Raw genomic sequence first — 15,943 nt, forward strand, 5'->3', positions numbered from 1 at the left:
GCAGGAGGACGTAAGTGAGCAGCATCCCTGACGAGCTGAGCTACACCAAGGAGCACGAATGGGTGGCCGGTCTCGACGACGGCCGGACCGTGACCGTCGGCATCACGGCCTTCGCCGCCGAGGCCCTGGGTGACGTCGTCTTCGTGCAGCTTCCCGAGGCGGGCTCCAACGTCGAGGCCGGCGACTCCATCGGCGAGGTCGAGTCGACCAAGTCGGTGAGCGAGATCTACGCCCCGGTCGGCGGCGAGGTCACCGAGGTGAACCAGGCCGTCGTGGACGACCCGTCGCTGGTCAACAACGACCCTTACGGCGAGGGCTGGATGTTCCGGGTACGCCTCGAAGGCGACCCGGAGGACCTCCTCTCAGCTGAGGAGTACGGAGCACTCACCTCCGGCGACTCCTGACCAACCGCCGGGGCCCGGCATGGGCCCCGGCACCGCCCTCCCCCCTGTTGCGGAAGGACGCATCAATGGCGATCAGCGTCTTCGACCTTTTCAAGATCGGAATCGGCCCGTCGAGCTCGCACACCGGCGGCCCGATGGCAGCCGCGCACAAGTTCGCGCGCGGCCTGCACGAAGACGGCCTCGTCGAGCGGACCGCGCGGGTCGAGGCCATCCTCTACGGCTCCCTCGGCCTGACCGGCAAGGGCCACGGCAGTGACAAGGCCGTGCTTCTCGGCCTGTCCGGCGAGAAGCCCGAACTCGTCGACGTCGACACCGTCGACGAACGCCTCGCCGCCATGCGCGCCGCAGGAACCGTCCGCCTGTACGGCGAGCGCGAGATCCCGTTCGTCGTCGGCGAGGACCTGGTCTTCGAACGCAAGATCAGCCTGCCCGAGCACCCGAACGGCATGCGCTTCACCGCCTTCGCCGCCGACGGGGAGAAGCTCCGCGAGAAGGTGTACTTCTCCGTGGGCGGCGGCTTCGTCGTCGACGAGAACGCCACCGGCGCCGACCGCATCAAGCCCGACGACACCGTCGTTCCCTATCCGTTCACCTCCGCGGAAGAGCTCCTGAAGCACTGCCACAACACCGGCCTGTCCATCTCCGGGCTCATGCTGGAGAACGAGAGGGCCTTCGGCCGTACCGAGCAGGAGATCCGCGACGGCATCCTGAACCTGTGGCGGGTCATGGCCGAGTGTGTGAGCCGGGGCATCAGCAAGGAAGGCATGCTGCCCGGCGGCCTGAAGGTCCGCCGCCGCGCCCACCAGCTTCACCGCCAGTTGTGCAGCGAGTCCCCCGAGAAGGACCCGCTCCAGACGATGGACTGGGTCTCGTTGTTCGCCCTTGCCGTCAACGAGGAGAACGCCGCCGGGGGCCGCATCGTGACCGCCCCGACGAACGGCGCGGCAGGCATCATCCCGGCAGTCCTGACGTACTACACGCGCTTCGTCCCCCAGGCGAACGACGAGGGCGTGGTCCGCTTCATGCTGACAGCGGCCGCGATCGGCGTCCTGTTCAAGGAGAACGCGTCTATTTCGGGTGCTGAGGTGGGCTGCCAGGGCGAGGTAGGCTCAGCCTGCTCCATGGCCGCGGCAGGCCTGACGGAGGTCCTGGGCGGGACCCCGGAACAGGTGGAGAACGCGGCGGAAATCGGCATCGAGCACAACCTGGGTCTGACGTGTGACCCGATCGGCGGCTTGGTCCAGATCCCGTGCATCGAACGGAACGCGGTGGCCAGCATCAAGGCCATCACCGCCGCCCGCATCGCCCTGCGCGGCGACGGCCGCCACTTCGTCAGCCTGGACAAGGCCATCAAGACGATGCGCGACACGGGCCGGGACATGCTCGACAAGTACAAGGAGACCTCACGCGGCGGCCTGGCCGTCAACGTCATCGAATGCTAAAAGCAAGGTCTTCACGGAGGGGCGCTACGCGCTAAGGGTTCAGGCAGCGTCCAGTGGGGGCGCAGCCCCCACACCCCGGCTGAGGGCGCGGTCCTCCCCATGGGAGCGCTTCGCGCATTGGGGCTCGGGCTGCGACAGTGGGGCTCTGCCCCACACCCCGGGCGAGGGAGAACCCTCGCGCTCCCCACGTGGCTGACGTCCTGCTATTGCGCCAGGGTGGATTCCCGGCTGAGCTAGGTGCCTCGGCGCCCATCCCAGCTCGTCTCTCGTCTGGGCGATGACCGAACTTCTCCGCTTCGTTGCCAATCCACAGCGCGTCCGCGTTCAGGCAGATCAGGTGCCGTTCCACCCGCCATCGTGACGACCACCGCATTCGTAGTCCAGGGCCGATTTGTCGGCAGGGCTGGACATAAGTGCGTCTTGCGGGCCTAGCCTTGGATGCAGCACGCCTCGAACGGACCCTGGAGTGAGCTGATGCTGGAGGAAGCGGAGAAGATCGGCCGCCGGGTCAAGCGCGCCCGACTGGACCTGGGGATCACCCAGGCCGACCTTGCAGCCTCGCTGAACCGGTCCCAGGGCTGGGTATCCAAGGTGGAAAACGGCCTCGTCGAGCTGGACAGCGTCGCCTTGCTGAACCATCTGGCCGCCGAGTTGCACGTCCATCCCAACAAGCTGATCGGCCGCCCCTACTCCAGCTCGCCAGCCGAGAACCAATGGCAGATCGCCGCCTCGGCGATCATGCGAGAGCTTCGCCGCTATGACCTCACGCCCGTCTTCGACGGGACGCCACGCGAATCCGGAGTGTTGTGGGGCGAGATGTCCCGTCTGCACCGGCTTCGGGACGCCGCCGCGAACGTGGCCATTCTGCGGTCTCTTCCAGACCTCATGCGCGAGGCCCGCGCCCTGGCGGAAGTCTCCTCCGACCACGAGCGCGAGGAAGCCTTCGCGCTGTACGCAGTGATGTGCAAGTTCGCCCACACCGCCGCTCATACCCTGGGCCACCCCGAACTCGTCGCGATGTCATGCGAGCGGGCAGCATGGGCAGCCCGTCACTCCGGCGACCCGGTCATGCCTGCCGTAGCAGACTGGATGCGAGTCTGGGACATGTGGGCCACGGCCGACTGGGATGACGCCATCGCCCTGACCGACAAGGCCCTGCGGGACCTCGAACCGGCCTACGACCGGGGCGACCGGCTGACCGTCCGAGCCTGGGGAAGCCTGCAACTGCGCGGAGCCATCTCCGCTGCGCGCGCGAGCGCACCGGAGGAAGCGATGGACCGTGTCGCGCTCGCCAAGGTGGCTGCCGACCGAGTCACTGCCGAAACGGGCCCGCGGGTCTACGACCGGCACTCGCTCACCTTCTCCAGCGGCAACGTCGCCATCCACGCCGTGTCCGTAGCGCTGGAGGCAGGCGATCAGGCCCGCGCCTTGGCACTAAACTCCAAGACTCACCCCAGCGTGGTTGCAGCCCTTCCGCACTCCCGGCAAGGACACCATCACATGGACCTTGCCCGAGCGTGGCTGTGGAATGGAAACCGGGACAAGGCCCTCCGCCAACTCAAGATCGCTGAGAAGCTCGCGCCCCAGCTCGTCCGCAATCACCCCATCGCGCGATCTACGTTGCGTTCCCTGGTCTACGCCGAGCGCGTGGCGACCCGGGAAGAACTTCGCCGCATGTCTGACCGCTTTCACCTGGACGGATGACCGGGGTATTCCTCTGATTCATATTCGGGGCCTGGCGGGAATTTACCGTCCTGGGCATGACACCCCCCGATGACCGAGCTGACCGTAAGGACAAAATCTCCCGGCGGCCCTGGCCGCAGCTCGGCGACCTGGCCGTTGACAGCGCCAAGAACAACCGCATCGGCGTCGTCGTCGGCCTGCCCGGAGAGCGTGGCTCCGAGTGGCTGACCTTCCATCTCCAGGCGCCCGGGGGCGGCGAAGAATGGTCGGCCGCCGCGGATGGCTCCACGCTCCGGCAGATCTCATCCCAGATCAGTCACGCCACCACGAAGGTCCAGCTGAACCACGACGCTGAGGCCGGCCACTGGACACTGGAGATTCAGCTCCGCTACGACGACGGCAGCATCCACGACGGCTTTCTCATCGTCGCCGAAAACCAGGCGGAGGAGCTGATCCGGCAGTTCAGTCGCAAGGAGCCGACGCGGTGACAGCGCCCTCCTCCATGAGCTGGACGTTGCCCGCCGACGCCGCCATCCTGCCCGTGACCCGCAAGAGGATCATCCAGCAGCTGGCCACCTGGGACTACCGCCTCGAACCGGTCATCGACGAGAACCTGCAACTGGTGGCCTCGGAATTGATGACCAACGCGCTCCAGCACGCTGGGGGCGGCGCCATCTCCGTCACTTTGTGGGCCGAGGACAACGAGGCGTATCTGGAAGTGCAGGACAACTCGCTCGACAAACCCTGCGTCAGCGTCTCAGCCGACGAGGACGAGCACGGGCGCGGCCTTTTCCTGGTCGAAAGCCTGTCCATCGAGTGGGGCACTGACCTGCTCATGGACGGCAAGCGGGTCTGGGCACGCATGCGCCTGCAACTGCCGAAGGCGCAGCCCTCCCTGTCCTTGAGAAAGCATCTGGCTGGCATCGTCTGCGCCGCCTCGGCCCCGACCGTGGGCCTGTCTCCTTCCCGCGCTCTGACCAGCGCCTGAGCCTCCGCGCTGGTCCGAGCTCCCTTCCACTCGCCGCAGACTCCACCTCACCCCGCATGGAGTGATCATGAGCATGCGAACTATCTCTGCCCACAGCCCGGTCGAACGGCTGAACCTCCTGCTCCGCGCTGTCGCACCTGACTACACCGGCTCACGCAACCTCGACGCCGAGACGGAGCGGCTCCTCATCTCCCCCGCCGAGCTGCGTCACCACCTCGACAGCCGTCTCCAGGGCCATGCCACGCAGGTCCGCGTCACCGGGTCACTGGACCGGCGGCTGGTATTCGTCCAGCAGCAGGGCGCCGCGTGGGTCGCCGCCGACCTGTCAGGTGAGCCACACCACAGCAGAGAGTGGCCCGCCTGGACGGATGGTCATGTCCATCTGCAGACACCTGACTCCTGGCTGTCGGCGATGCGCCTCGACGAATACGCCGTCCACCGGCTTGCTCGTCCGCGGACCCTGTTGGCCGCGCTGTATCACCCCGAGATCTTCCCGCTGCCCCGGTTTCCCTTGGCCATCAGCGACCTGGCCCGCGCTGCCCGCTCAACGCTGCTCGGCGAGGTCACGATGGCTGACATGCAGCTCGGCGTCACCCTTCCCGATCTGCTGCGCGCCATTGCCGATGACCCGCCCGACATTCTGGGGATCTCGGCCACCTTCGGCCAGCACGACCTGATGATCAAACTGTTGGAGGCCGTTTACGGCCTGCCCAACGCGCCCATGGTCATCGCTGGAGGGAGCCTGACCGTCCGCAACGAGGCGCTCCTGCTCGACCTCTACCCGAACCTGCTGATCGCCCGGGGAGCCGGAGAGACAACCATCACCGACCTGCTCGCCCACTGGCACGGCGATATCGGCCGGGAGCAGATCCACGGCATCGGCTACAACGGGGCAGCCCGAGGAACCGGAACCCTCGCCATCGGCCGGCGGCACACCCCCAAGCCAATCAGCCGCGCCCAGGACGACATCATCCCCGAGCTGGATCTCCTGCCCGCCACCTTCGACCACCACGGCGTGGCCCAACTCGAAGCCTCCCGCGGCTGCACCAACTTCTGCTCCTTCTGCCCGCGCGGTCACAAGGGTCAATGGTTCGGCGCCCAACCGGCCACCCTCCCGTGGGTCCTCGACCAGATGGGGCGCGTCTTCGACCGCTACCCCGGTATCTCCCGCACCATCTACCTGGTCGACGAAGAGTTCATCGGACGTGGCCCCGACTCCGTGACCCGGGCGCTGGAGATGGCCAGCACCCTGCACCGCGCCCGATTCCGCTGGGAGACGAGCTGCCGCATCGACCAGGTGGTCCGCCTGGACCGGGACCGCGCCTGGCACGAGGAACGCGCCATCATGTGGCGGGCCCTGGTCGAACGCGGCCTGCGCCGCTGTCTGTTCGGCGTGGAGTCGGGTGTGGATTCCGTCCTGGCCCGTTTCAACAAGGAGACCACCGGCGCCCAGAACGCCCTGGCCATCCGCACTCTGTCGGCTCTCGGCGTGCCCACCCGGTACACGTACATCACCTTCGACCAGCTCATGACCGTCGACGAACTGAAGGAAACGTACGCCTTCCAGGGCCGCACGGATCTGCTGCTGAAGCCGTCACCCCACCTGACTCCCGAGGAGATCGCCGAGGGCGTCCACGACCCCGAGTTCGTAGCCCGGCTTTCGGCCGGCAGGCCGTTCTACGGCGGCATCTCCTACATGCTGGTCTCCATGGAGTGCCTGATCGGCGCGGCCTACACCAGGCAGGCCCAGGCCGCGGGCCTGACCGGCGACATCCGGCCCTCCATGGGTCGTCAGGATGCCCGGTTCGCTGATCCCCGTATCGGCGTGTGCAGCGAATGGGCCCAGCTGTGGGTGGATCGCAACTTCGCGCTGGACTACACCCTCAAGTCGCTGGAGAAGATCCTCGACGGCATACCGCGCCAGGCCGTTCGGCAGGCCCGCGTGATCCTCAAGGACGCCGCGTACAGCGTGTTCGGGCGCATGATCCAAGCCATCGAAGACACCCCCGACGCTGAGAAACTGCGCGTAAACCTGCGCTACGCCCTGAACGACCACGCCGCCGCGCTCACCATCCGTATGGGCCTGGTGGTCGAGCAGGTCGCCAACGTCCTACCAAGGGACCAGGCCCTCCTCCTGGAACGTGAGCACACCCGCTGGGCGGACATCGACGAGTGGCGGCTGATCAACGCCGCAGACCCCTGTGGAACCTGACAGGAGGCAACATGGAACGTCGACACCTGCACGGGCTCGCCCGCGACGTCTCGGCCATCGGCGCCGGCTGCTGGACGATCGGCGGCCTGGCCAGCAACCGCGGTGTGCCCATCGGCTGGGCAGGGGTGGATCCAGAAGAGGCGTACGCGGCCCTCGTGCGCGCCTATGAGCTCGGCGTCACGTTGTACGACACCGCCGACGTGTACGGCATGGGTGCTTCCGAACGACTGGTCGGCAAGCTCCTGGCCCAGGTTGACCGCTCCGACCTCGTGATCTCCAGCAAGGTGGGCTACTTCGCTGGTACGGCCGCCCACCCCTACCAGGCGCGGCAGATCCTGCGCCAGTTCGAGACCACGTGCGACAACCTCGGTACCGACTACTTGGACATCTACTTCCTGCACAGCGCCGACTTCGGCCCTTCCGACCGGTATCTGATCGAGGCCGCCGAAATGCTGGAAGAGCTGCGGGAAGACGGCATGATCCGTGCCACCGGCATGCGAGCCCCGCACGAGTTCGCCGCCGAGTGGGCAGACGACGCAAGCCACCCCAAGGCGCGGGAGACGGCCCGTTTCCTTCGCCTGTTCGACCGTATTCAGCCCGACGTGGTCACCGTTCGCCACAACCTGATGAGCCCCACCTATTCCGCGCGCGAGACCGACATCTTCGCCTACGCCAAGCGGTACGGCATCGGCGTTCTCCTGAAACAGGTCCTCGGCCAAGGGCTTCTGCTGGGCACCTACAGCCCGGACGCCCTACCGGTGTTCCCTCCCGAAGACCACCGGCACGACGACCCTCGATTCACCTGGGAGTTCCTGCAAACCATCCACAACGCGCTGGCTCCGCTCGGGCGCCGCTTCGGCTACCGGCCCGCGGACCTGGCGCGCGTCGCCCTGCGATACGCCCTCCACTCCGATCCCCATGCTGTCGCTTTGGTCGGTTTCCGTAGCCCCAGCCAGATCACCGGAAGCATCGACGCTCTTCAAAGTCTCCTGAGTGCCGAGGACATTGACGAGATCAGGCACCTCACCGAGCCTCTTCGCGTCATGCTGGCGCAGCGCCCCTCCCCAGCCGTACACACCCGATAGGAGCAGATCATGGAGTACACCGAGGTCGAGCAGAAGTTCCGCCTCCTCACTCCGGTGGAGGACCTGAAGGCCACCCTCGCAGAGCGGGGCGCCCAGGCCGGGGAGTCCTCGCGGCAGGTCGACACCTACTTCAACGCGCCGCACAAGGACTTCCTCAACGGCGAGGTCATCTCCGAGTGGCTACGTATCCGGGAGGAGGCGGGAAACGCCTCACTCAACTTCAAGCGGTGGTACCCGCTGGAAGCGAAGATCAAGACGCACTGCGACGAGTACGAGAGCCGCATCTCCGACGCTGACGCCGTCCGGCACACCCTCCAATCCCTCGACTTCACCAAGCTGACAGTGGTGGACAAGACCCGGGAGGAGTGGCACCTGGACGGCATCGCGGTCGCCTTCGACGCCGTGGCCGACCTGGGCAACTTCGTCGAGTTCGAGTTCAAGGGCCATGCCGACAGCATCGAGCAAGCCACAGCCGCGATCACCACGTTCATCGCGAGCCTCGGCATCGAGCTCGGGGAGCGGATCCATGCGGGCTACCCGCACATGACGCTGGGACTTCACCCGGCCGTCTGAGCTCCTGCTCGCCAAAGAGCAGACGAGCGAGAGCACCAGTTCCAGGGCGACCTCCCCGCCACCCGCGATCGGGCCTACCGGATGGGTATTCCCATGCGCAGCGGTAGCAGGACCAGGAGACGACGAAGTGCCCGCTCCCCCAGCGAAGGAGAGCGGGCCAGATCACGGACTATGACGCAAGCGCTGCCTATCCGTGGATGCGTCAAAAGGCTCGCCGACCCGGCCGTTGAAGACTCGAACACAACTCCATGAGCGCCCATCCCGTTGGGCCTGCGCGAAGTCTCCAGGCCGTGACTCTCGACAGCTGTCTGGTGGCGATCAGCGCTGGCGTCGCATGGTCCAGAACAGCCAGTTGCTTTGGGCAGCGCAGGTGGCAACGTCCCAGCCCTGGCCGCCGAGTTCGGAGAGCACCGCGACCACCTCGTCGTAGCTGCCGGAGAGCACGCGCTCGTTTCCTCCCGGCAGGTTGACCCGGATGGCGTTCGTATCCCATAGCCACTCGACAACACCGAACTCGTACGTGAACATCGTTGCCCCACATCTGTCGGCCGCCACAGCAACCCAGGAAGCTAGCACGATCTTCGCAAGGGGCGATGGGCTGGTCATCGCGGGGCGTAGCCATCCAGGTCGTCACCTTGGATCGGCCACCAGCAGTCGTCGCAGTGCCGGTGATGATTGCAGGACGTGGGCGAACATCAGGTCCGCCGGGACCGTGGAGTCCGGGCCGGGTCGGTCGAGGTTTCGGTGGTGCCAGGTCGTGATCTGTTCGGCGAGGTCCGGTAGGCGTGGATCTGTGGGCGACCAGTCCAGGGCGTGGGAGATCGTCCGGTAGAGCTCGACGAATGCCGGATCGTCAAGGGCCGCGCTCTTGACGGCGACCCATTCGGGTACGGCTTGGGGTGTCTGGGCGGCGAGCATGATCCAGACGTCGCGTTCCAAGCGCACCAGACCCTCGCCGACGCCCAGGGCACGCTGGCGGTCGAGGATGCGCACGACGTCCTCTGGGAGGAACAGGCGGTCTCCGGCGGCCAGTTCGGAGATGCGCCTGCGGTGTTCGCGGAGCTGGTCCATCTTTTCGGCCAGGGAGTGGTCGATCTCGGTGACGGCCTCGGCGAAGTGGCCGGGGCCGGCGTGGAGGAGTTCGTCGATGCGGGCGAGCGGAACGCCGGCGTCGGCCAGGGTCTTGATCCGGATCAGGTCGACGACGGCCGCGGCGCCGTACCGGCGATATCCGGAGGCGTCCCGCTCCGGCTCGGGCAGCAGGCCGAGATGGTGATAGTGGCGGACGGCGCGTACCGTCACGCCGGTGTGTGCGGCGAGCCGGCCGATGGTGAGCATCTCTATATCTTCGCGTCGCACATCAGGTGGTCGATGGCGGTGTTGATGAGCTTCTCGATGGGGAGGGCGTTCTCGTTGGGGGCCCACAGGGTGGTGAGCAGGACCATTCCGCGGCGGCCGTCCTCGGTGAAGCCGCTGTGGGTGGTGTGGCCGGGGGTGTTGCCCGCGTGACCCCAATAGGGGCCGCAGGGGGATTGGAGCTGGGCGATGCCGAGGCCATAGCGTGCGCCGGGGAAGACGGGGTCCCATTCGGGGGCGGGGACGGTCTGCTTCATGGCGGCGAGTTCGGCCGGGTTGAGGAGTTCGCCGCCGAGCAGGGCCTGCCAGAACCGCACGAGGTCGGGCATCGTGGTGATGAGGTCGCCTGCGGCGCTGGCGGCGGTGAGGTTCCATTCGGTGGTCTCCACCGGCTCGGGGCTGTCGGGGAATTCGGTGTAGCCGATCGGGTGCGGGTCCGGGAGCTTGGGGTCGTCGCCCGGGGAGAAGGTGCGGTCGAGGCCGAGGGGGCGGAGGATCCGGTCCGTCACCTCCTGCGGTCGGGGGTTCCCGGTGACCTTCTCGATGATCATTCCGGTCAGCGTGTAGTTGGTGTTGGAGTAGCTCCAGCGGCGGTCGCCGGGTTCCGGGATCCAGTGGGGTTCGTGGCGCATGGCGAGGGCCACGAGGTCCTCGGCGGTGTAGGAGTCGTAGCGATGCTCGCGGAAGTCCGCCGCGGTCCAGATCGGGACGTCGAACATGTACTCGGGCAGGCCGCTGGTCTGCTGGAGCAGCCGCCTGACGGTGATCTTGGTGCCGTCGTTGCCGTTGCCGCGCACCACGCCCGGGAGCCAGTCCTCGACGGTGTCGTCGAGGGAGAGCCGGCCTTCGCCGACAAGCTGGAGCGCCACGGTGGCGGTGAAGGTCTTGCCCGTGCTGCCCATCCGGAAGAAGCTGTCGTGGGCGATGGGCCGACCGGAGGTCGTGCCGCGGTGGGCGGTCAGCAGTTCCCTGCCCGTGTGCGCCACGGCGAGCAGACCGGGGATGCCTTTGTCGTGGATGGCCTGAAGGTCGGCCTCAAGGACAGATCTGTCGTATGTGCTTGTCATGGATCCGATGCTCGACCCCTGACGCAGGGTCAGGGTCAAGCCCTCTGGAGCAGTTTCTCGGTATAGGCGGCCAGCCGGGCGGCGTCCGCCGGGTCGAGTGTCTTCAGCGACAGGTCGACCTCCCGCCCCCGGTCGAAGGCGGAAAGCGCCGCCGATGGGGGCCGGTCGATCCAGCCCACGATCGGCCGGACCGCGTCGGGGACGGGCCGGGCGAAGAGCCTGGCGAGCACTTTGAGTGCGCCTCTGACCAGGGGATTCTGGTGGCCGGTGCCGCTGCGGGTGAAGCCGGGGTGGTAGAGCACGGAGCGGGCCTTGCTGCCGGCGTTGCCGGCGAAGGCCACGCCCAGCAGGTCGTTGGCGCGGCCGGCCTGGAGCTGGGCGCGGATCTGACCGTAGCGGCGGGTCAGCTGCGGGTCCTCCCAGGCGATGCCGCCCGCCGTGTTGCCCACTCCGGCCACGTTGATGATCACTGGATCGGGGGCGGCGTCGAGCAGCGGGATCAGGCGGTGGCTGAGCAGGTAGCGGCTCAGGTAGTACAGGGCGAAGGTGAACTCCAGCCCCTCCGCGTTCTCCCGCCGCTTCGGGCTGACCCGGTTGGCGAACAGGGCGAGCGCGTCGATGGCGTCGTGGGAGTCGTGCAGGTGGGCGACGACCCGGTCCACCTCGGCGATCGAGGAGAGGTCGGCTTGGAGAAAGCGCAGGTCAGGGCTGGCGGCGTGGGCGAGTAGCGCCTTGCCCTTGGCCGGGTCGCTGCCGATCACGGTGACGCGGTCGCCGCGCGCGAGCCGTTCCAGAGCGGTCGCGCGGCCCATGCCGTCGGTGCCGCCACTGATGATCACGGTCTTGGGCACGGCGCTTCTCCTCCATAGGCTCGTTGTCAGCGAGACCCATCGTGCGGTGCGCACGCCGGAGGCCGGAAGAAGGCAGTTTGATGTCAGGTACGAACACGCGTGTCCCCTCCATCCAGGCTCACGAGCTTCCTCGGCCGGTGCCCCTGGCGGAACTTGACGAGTGCCCGGCCGGTGATGTGTTCCGGCGCATGGGCGACCGGTGGAGCCTGCTGCTGGTGGCGTTGCTCGGCAAGCGCCCGTATCGTTACAACGATTTGCACCGCTCGATCGAGGGCATCAGCCAGCGCATGCTGACCCGTACGCTGCGCGGGCTGGAGGCGGACGGGCTGGTGCATCGGGAGGTGTTCCCCACGGTGCCGCCCAGTGTCGAGTACAGCCTGACGCCGCTGGGCAGGACGCTGCTCGAACCGGTGTCCGCCCTCGCCGACTGGGCGGTGCGCCACGAGGCCGAGATCAACGCGTCGCGATCCAGATATGAGGGTTGAATTCCATGATGCGGGGTTTCTGATGATCTTCGCTGGGTGATCTTCCCTGGCGTGAAAACGACCATGGTGCTGCTCCTGGCAGCGGCGCTCATCGCGGTGGATCCCGGCCGGAGCGAGGCGGCGCTCGCCGCGCCCGCCGCGGGCTGCGGGTTCAGCGCGCGGCACCTGACTCTGGCGCCCGGTGAAACGTTCGCACTCGACTTCAGCTTCCGCAATCCGACGGCGAGCGATCCCGACACCACGTTCACCGCGGTGATGCTGGAGAACGACTTCTACGGCCCCCGCCACACCTACCTCGTCAGGAACGTGGGCGGCGGCACCGGGGTCAACGTGAACACGCACCTCACGACCGGCGCGGCGCCCATCGGAACCGACGACGTCACCATCCAGGTCACCTCGTCGCACACGGGCGCGACCATCCTGGCCACGTGCACGACGAGGCTCACCGTCAGCGGCGACACCGACCTCGACGGGATTCTCGACGAATGGGAGACCTCGGGCATCGACGGGAACGGCGACGGCGTCACCGACCTCACGCTGACCGGCGCCAACCGCCGCCGCAAGGACATCTACCTGGAGCTCGACCACATGCGGCAGCACGACCTGCTGCCCGCGGCCGGCCAGGACGTCGTGGCCGCGTTCGCCGCCGCCCCGGTGGTCAACCCGGACGGCAGCACCGGGATCACCCTGCACATCGACCAGGACGAGGAACTCGCCCACGAGGACGACGTGACCACGTGGACGGAGTTCGACACGATCAAGGCCGGCGCGTTCGGCACGGTCGCCGAGCGGGCCAGGCCCGAGGTCATCGAGGCCAAACGCAGGGTCTACCACTACGTGATGTTCGGGCACGAGCGCGACGGCGACACCTCGTCGGGACGGGCCGAGATCCACGGAAACGACGTTCTGGTGACGCTCGGCGGCGCGCCCTGGGGCATGAACGCCGCGGGCCACCACGTCGGCACCGTCCGGGAGCAGGCGGGCACGCTCATGCACGAGTTCGGCCACAACCTGGGCCTGCGTCACGGCGGCGCCGACGACACCAACTGCAAGCCGAACTACATCAGCGTCATGGGCTACTCCTTCCAGACCACGCTGATCCCGCAGGTGGCGGGGCCGAACCGGCTGGACTACTCCCGCGGGGCGCTGACCGAGCTGAAGGAGAACTCGCTGCTGGAGTCCGACGGCGTCGGCGCCGGCGGGACCGACTTCACGTTCTGGAGCGCGGACGGCGGCGCCGGCGGCCTGAGCAGCGCGCAGGCCAACGGCTGGCTCGACTGGAACGAGAACAACAGCCAGGACGCCGCGCGGGTCCCCGTCGACATCAACAATCTCGGCTTCGACGACTGCCGCGCCAGCCCCGGCCAGACGCTGACCGGGCACGACGACTGGGCCAACCTCGACTACAACTTCCGCGACGACCCCGACTACGCCGACGGCGCGCACTCGCCGACGCCGCCGGAGATCACCGGTGAGGTCGCGGCGGAGATCCGCGAACGCGTCGAGCAGGCGCTGGCTCCGAAGGCCGAGGCCGGGGGACCGTACACCGGAGTGGAGAACGCGCCGGTGGCCTTCACCGGCGGTGCGACGGGGACGGGCACGCTCACCTATGCCTGGGACTTCGGCGACGGGACCACGGGCACGGGCGCGCAGGCCACGCACGTCTACGGCGACGACGGCACGTTCACGGTCACGCTGACCGTCACCGACCAGGGCGGACGCACGGGCAAGGACACGGCCGCGGTCACCGTCGCCAACCTCGCGCCGGCCGTCGCCATCGAGGGGCCGGGCACGCGCGTCGCCCGCGCCGGGGTCGCGGCGGAGTGGGCCGCGCGCGGCACCGACCCCGGCAGCGACGACCTGACCGTCACCTGGACCTGGGGCGATGGGCAGAGCACGAGCACCGCGTACCTGATCGATCCGCCGGGCGCCGACCCCGACCCCAGCCCCGACGTGCGGCCGCGCGACGTGCGCGACGTCGCCCGCCACACCTGGACCAGGCCTTGTGTGTACGGCGTGCGCGTGACGGCGGCCGACGACGACGGCGGTCGGGCAGCGGACGAGGCGACGCTGGTCGTCACCGGCGACGGCGGCGGGCCGAGGCTGCTGGCCTTCTGGGCGCTGCGCATGCGTCCCGGCGGAGCGCCCGTGGGTTGCCTGCTGCGCACAGTGGAGCACATGAGCAGGGTGTTCTCCGAGGTCGTGGACGTCTCGACCAGGGATCGGGCGTTCACCGCGCTGACGCCGAGGGGTATCGACCCGCGTCGTCAGCTCGACGCCCAGTTGCTGACGGCCTGGCTGAACTTCGCCGACGGCGCCCACACGCTGGACGAACTCGTGGACGGCGACGGCGACCAGGTCCCGGACACCTCGTTCGCCACGGCCATGGCCAGGGCGGAGGCCGTGCGCCTGGATCCCGCCGCCACGCCCGCGGCGATCGCGTTCCAGGTGAGCGTGCTCAACGGCGTCAACGTTTAGCGGGCCGGGTGGTGCCCCCGCCCTTCAGCGCGGGGCGGGGGCATCGCGGACGGCTACTCGACGCGCACGATCTGCCAGCGCGGCGGGGTGCCGGTGGACATCGCGTCCGAGCAGCTGCAGTTGCCGCAACCAGGGGTCATCGCGTTCTCCTCGCCATGTCGGGGAAGGGATGACGTACCCCTCACGACCGGCCCTCACGCTGACCCCCCGGCCAGACTTGCCAGTCACCCGGCGGTGTAGCCATCGGCGAACTCCTCCGACGGCGCGACGTTGGTGATCACGTCGACCAGGACGCCGTTGGGGTCGGCGACGATGAAGTGGCGCTGGCCGAAGTCCTCGGTCCTGATCTCCAGCTCGGGCTTCAGTCCTTCCGTGAGCACGAGGCGCTCCCACTCGGCGTCCACGTCGTCCACCTCGACGTTGAGCAGGATGCCCTGGGCAGGCTTACGGTACGCGGCGGGCACCGTGGGGTGCTCGTAGTCCAGCAGGGCCAGCTCGTGGGCGCCCCGGCGCAGGCTGACGTACCAATCGGCCTCAAAGGTGATCTCGAACCCGAACAGGCGCACGTAGAAGTCACGCGACTCGGCCAGCCGGGAGCTGCCGATGACCGGGTAGAAGCTGCTGACGTTCATGAGGGATTCCTTTCGCATACCATCGGTATGTGAAGTAAACTAGCTCGCATACCGTCGGTATGTCAACTGGAGGTCGATGTGAGCACCCGGGCCGAGCAACGTGAGCAAACGCGCACGACGCTGCTGCGCGAGAGCAGGAGGTTGTTCGCCGGTCAGGGGTACGCCGCGGTCGGGCTGGCCGAGATCGTCGCCGCCGCCGGGGTGACCAAGGGCGCCCTCTACCACCACTTCGCCGGCAAGGCCGAGCTGTTCCGCGCCGTGCTCGACCAGGTGCAGCAGGAGGTGGCCGCGCGGGTCGTCGCAGCGGCCGACGCCGAGAAGGAGCCCTGGGACCAGCTGGTGGCGGGCTGCCAGGCTTTCCTGACGGCCAGCACCGATCCTCTGCTGCAGCGCATCATGCTGGTGGACGGCCCCGCCGTACTCGGATGGGCGCAGTGGCGGCAGCTCGACACGGACAACTCCGCGCGCCACCTGGGCGAGGCGCTCACCGGGCTGGTCGAGCTGGGCGTCATCGCGCGCCAGCCGGTCGAGCCGCTGACCCACCTGCTGTCCGGCGCGATGAACGAGGCGGCGCTCTGGCTGGCCGCGGCGGGCGGGCCGCACGACCTGGCCGACACCCAGGCCGCGCTGGCCCGGTTACTGGACTCGCTGCGCGCCTGAGCGAACAACTCGCTGCGCGCCCAAGCG

At 68.1% G+C, this 15,943-nt stretch carries 16 protein-coding genes; 11 read left to right on the forward strand and 5 right to left on the reverse strand.

The features are described 5' to 3' along the window. Positions 1-14 precede the first annotated feature (14 nt). From gcvH to cyaB, 8 genes are all read left to right on the forward strand, one after another. The gene (gene gcvH / locus ACFWY5_RS22310; protein ID WP_379609218.1) at positions 15-404 is read left to right on the forward strand and encodes a glycine cleavage system protein GcvH; all 390 of its coding nucleotides are present in this window, start codon (positions 15-17) and stop codon (positions 402-404) included. Positions 405-469: 65 nt separating this feature from the next. After that, entirely contained in the window at positions 470-1,846 is a 1,377-nt protein-coding gene (locus ACFWY5_RS22315; RefSeq protein ID WP_379609216.1) for an L-serine ammonia-lyase, read from the forward strand. 474 nt (positions 1,847-2,320) lie between these two features. Beyond that, positions 2,321-3,550 (forward strand): helix-turn-helix domain-containing protein, encoded by a 1,230-nt coding sequence (locus tag ACFWY5_RS22320; protein ID WP_379633994.1) that lies wholly within the window; start codon positions 2,321-2,323, stop codon positions 3,548-3,550. Between the two features lie 56 nt (positions 3,551-3,606). After that, positions 3,607-4,017 (forward strand): hypothetical protein, encoded by a 411-nt coding sequence (locus ACFWY5_RS22325; RefSeq protein ID WP_379633996.1) that lies wholly within the window; start codon positions 3,607-3,609, stop codon positions 4,015-4,017. Beyond that, on the forward strand, positions 4,014-4,517 hold the full coding sequence (locus ACFWY5_RS22330; RefSeq protein ID WP_379633998.1) for an ATP-binding protein: 504 nt from the start codon (positions 4,014-4,016) through the stop codon (positions 4,515-4,517). The genes ACFWY5_RS22325 and ACFWY5_RS22330 overlap by 4 nt, the downstream gene beginning before the upstream one ends. A gap of 67 nt (positions 4,518-4,584) precedes the next feature. After that, positions 4,585-6,729, forward strand: a complete 2,145-nt coding sequence (locus tag ACFWY5_RS22335) for a B12-binding domain-containing radical SAM protein (protein ID WP_379634000.1) — start codon at positions 4,585-4,587, stop codon at positions 6,727-6,729. A gap of 11 nt (positions 6,730-6,740) precedes the next feature. Then, positions 6,741-7,814 (forward strand): aldo/keto reductase, encoded by a 1,074-nt coding sequence (locus tag ACFWY5_RS22340; protein WP_379634002.1) that lies wholly within the window; start codon positions 6,741-6,743, stop codon positions 7,812-7,814. A 9-nt stretch (positions 7,815-7,823) separates the two neighbouring features. Further along, complete coding sequence (gene cyaB, locus ACFWY5_RS22345; RefSeq protein ID WP_379609208.1) at positions 7,824-8,387, forward strand: class IV adenylate cyclase; 564 nt, start codon at positions 7,824-7,826, stop codon at positions 8,385-8,387. 318 nt (positions 8,388-8,705) lie between these two features. Here cyaB and ACFWY5_RS22350 read toward each other — a convergent pair whose 3' ends face one another. The 4 genes from ACFWY5_RS22350 to ACFWY5_RS22365 form a co-directional block, all read right to left on the reverse strand. Then, positions 8,706-8,915, reverse strand: a complete 210-nt coding sequence (locus ACFWY5_RS22350) for a hypothetical protein (RefSeq protein ID WP_379609207.1) — start codon at positions 8,913-8,915, stop codon at positions 8,706-8,708. 102 nt (positions 8,916-9,017) lie between these two features. Continuing rightward, complete coding sequence (locus ACFWY5_RS22355; RefSeq protein ID WP_379609206.1) at positions 9,018-9,725, reverse strand: MerR family transcriptional regulator; 708 nt, start codon at positions 9,723-9,725, stop codon at positions 9,018-9,020. Positions 9,726-9,727: 2 nt separating this feature from the next. Beyond that, entirely contained in the window at positions 9,728-10,810 is a 1,083-nt protein-coding gene (locus tag ACFWY5_RS22360) for a serine hydrolase domain-containing protein (protein WP_379634004.1), read from the reverse strand. 35 nt (positions 10,811-10,845) lie between these two features. Further along, complete coding sequence (locus ACFWY5_RS22365) at positions 10,846-11,661, reverse strand: SDR family NAD(P)-dependent oxidoreductase (RefSeq protein WP_379634006.1); 816 nt, start codon at positions 11,659-11,661, stop codon at positions 10,846-10,848. 80 nt (positions 11,662-11,741) lie between these two features. Between ACFWY5_RS22365 and ACFWY5_RS22370 the strand changes: the two genes are divergently transcribed. Further along, a complete protein-coding gene (locus tag ACFWY5_RS22370; protein ID WP_379609203.1) occupies positions 11,742-12,146 on the forward strand; it encodes a winged helix-turn-helix transcriptional regulator in 405 nt (134 codons plus the stop codon). 51 nt (positions 12,147-12,197) lie between these two features. Further along, positions 12,198-14,624: a PKD domain-containing protein gene (locus ACFWY5_RS22375; protein WP_379634008.1), complete on the forward strand. Its 2,427-nt coding sequence runs from the start codon at positions 12,198-12,200 to the stop codon at positions 14,622-14,624. 224 nt (positions 14,625-14,848) lie between these two features. Here the strand turns inward: ACFWY5_RS22375 and ACFWY5_RS22380 are convergent, their stop codons facing one another. Beyond that, positions 14,849-15,256, reverse strand: coding sequence for a VOC family protein (locus ACFWY5_RS22380; protein ID WP_379609201.1), 408 nt, complete (start codon positions 15,254-15,256; stop codon positions 14,849-14,851). A gap of 78 nt (positions 15,257-15,334) precedes the next feature. Between ACFWY5_RS22380 and ACFWY5_RS22385 the strand changes: the two genes are divergently transcribed. Beyond that, the gene (locus ACFWY5_RS22385) at positions 15,335-15,916 is read left to right on the forward strand and encodes a TetR/AcrR family transcriptional regulator (RefSeq protein WP_379634010.1); all 582 of its coding nucleotides are present in this window, start codon (positions 15,335-15,337) and stop codon (positions 15,914-15,916) included. Positions 15,917-15,943 lie beyond the last annotated feature (27 nt).

The organism is Nonomuraea sp. NPDC059007 (genome assembly GCF_042740555.1).
In the GTDB taxonomy this organism is placed as follows: Bacteria; Actinomycetota; Actinomycetes; order Streptosporangiales; family Streptosporangiaceae; genus Nonomuraea.

What these genes read in the sequence shown, in the direction of transcription:
- ACFWY5_RS22315 (WP_379609216.1), top strand. Translation starts at nt 470, where the DNA reads ATGGCGATCAGCGTCTTCGACCTTTTCAAGATCGGAATCGGCCCGTCG.
- ACFWY5_RS22320 (WP_379633994.1), top strand. Translation starts at nt 2,321, where the DNA reads ATGCTGGAGGAAGCGGAGAAGATCGGCCGCCGGGTCAAGCGCGCCCGA.
- ACFWY5_RS22325 (WP_379633996.1), top strand. Translation starts at nt 3,607, where the DNA reads ATGACACCCCCCGATGACCGAGCTGACCGTAAGGACAAAATCTCCCGG.
- ACFWY5_RS22335 (WP_379634000.1), top strand. Translation starts at nt 4,585, where the DNA reads ATGAGCATGCGAACTATCTCTGCCCACAGCCCGGTCGAACGGCTGAAC.
- ACFWY5_RS22340 (WP_379634002.1), top strand. Translation starts at nt 6,741, where the DNA reads ATGGAACGTCGACACCTGCACGGGCTCGCCCGCGACGTCTCGGCCATC.
- cyaB (WP_379609208.1), top strand. Translation starts at nt 7,824, where the DNA reads ATGGAGTACACCGAGGTCGAGCAGAAGTTCCGCCTCCTCACTCCGGTG.
- ACFWY5_RS22350 (WP_379609207.1), bottom strand. Translation starts at nt 8,915, where the DNA reads ATGTTCACGTACGAGTTCGGTGTTGTCGAGTGGCTATGGGATACGAAC.
- ACFWY5_RS22355 (WP_379609206.1), bottom strand. Translation starts at nt 9,725, where the DNA reads ATGCTCACCATCGGCCGGCTCGCCGCACACACCGGCGTGACGGTACGC.
- ACFWY5_RS22360 (WP_379634004.1), bottom strand. Translation starts at nt 10,810, where the DNA reads ATGACAAGCACATACGACAGATCTGTCCTTGAGGCCGACCTTCAGGCC.
- ACFWY5_RS22370 (WP_379609203.1), top strand. Translation starts at nt 11,742, where the DNA reads ATGTCAGGTACGAACACGCGTGTCCCCTCCATCCAGGCTCACGAGCTT.
- ACFWY5_RS22380 (WP_379609201.1), bottom strand. Translation starts at nt 15,256, where the DNA reads ATGAACGTCAGCAGCTTCTACCCGGTCATCGGCAGCTCCCGGCTGGCC.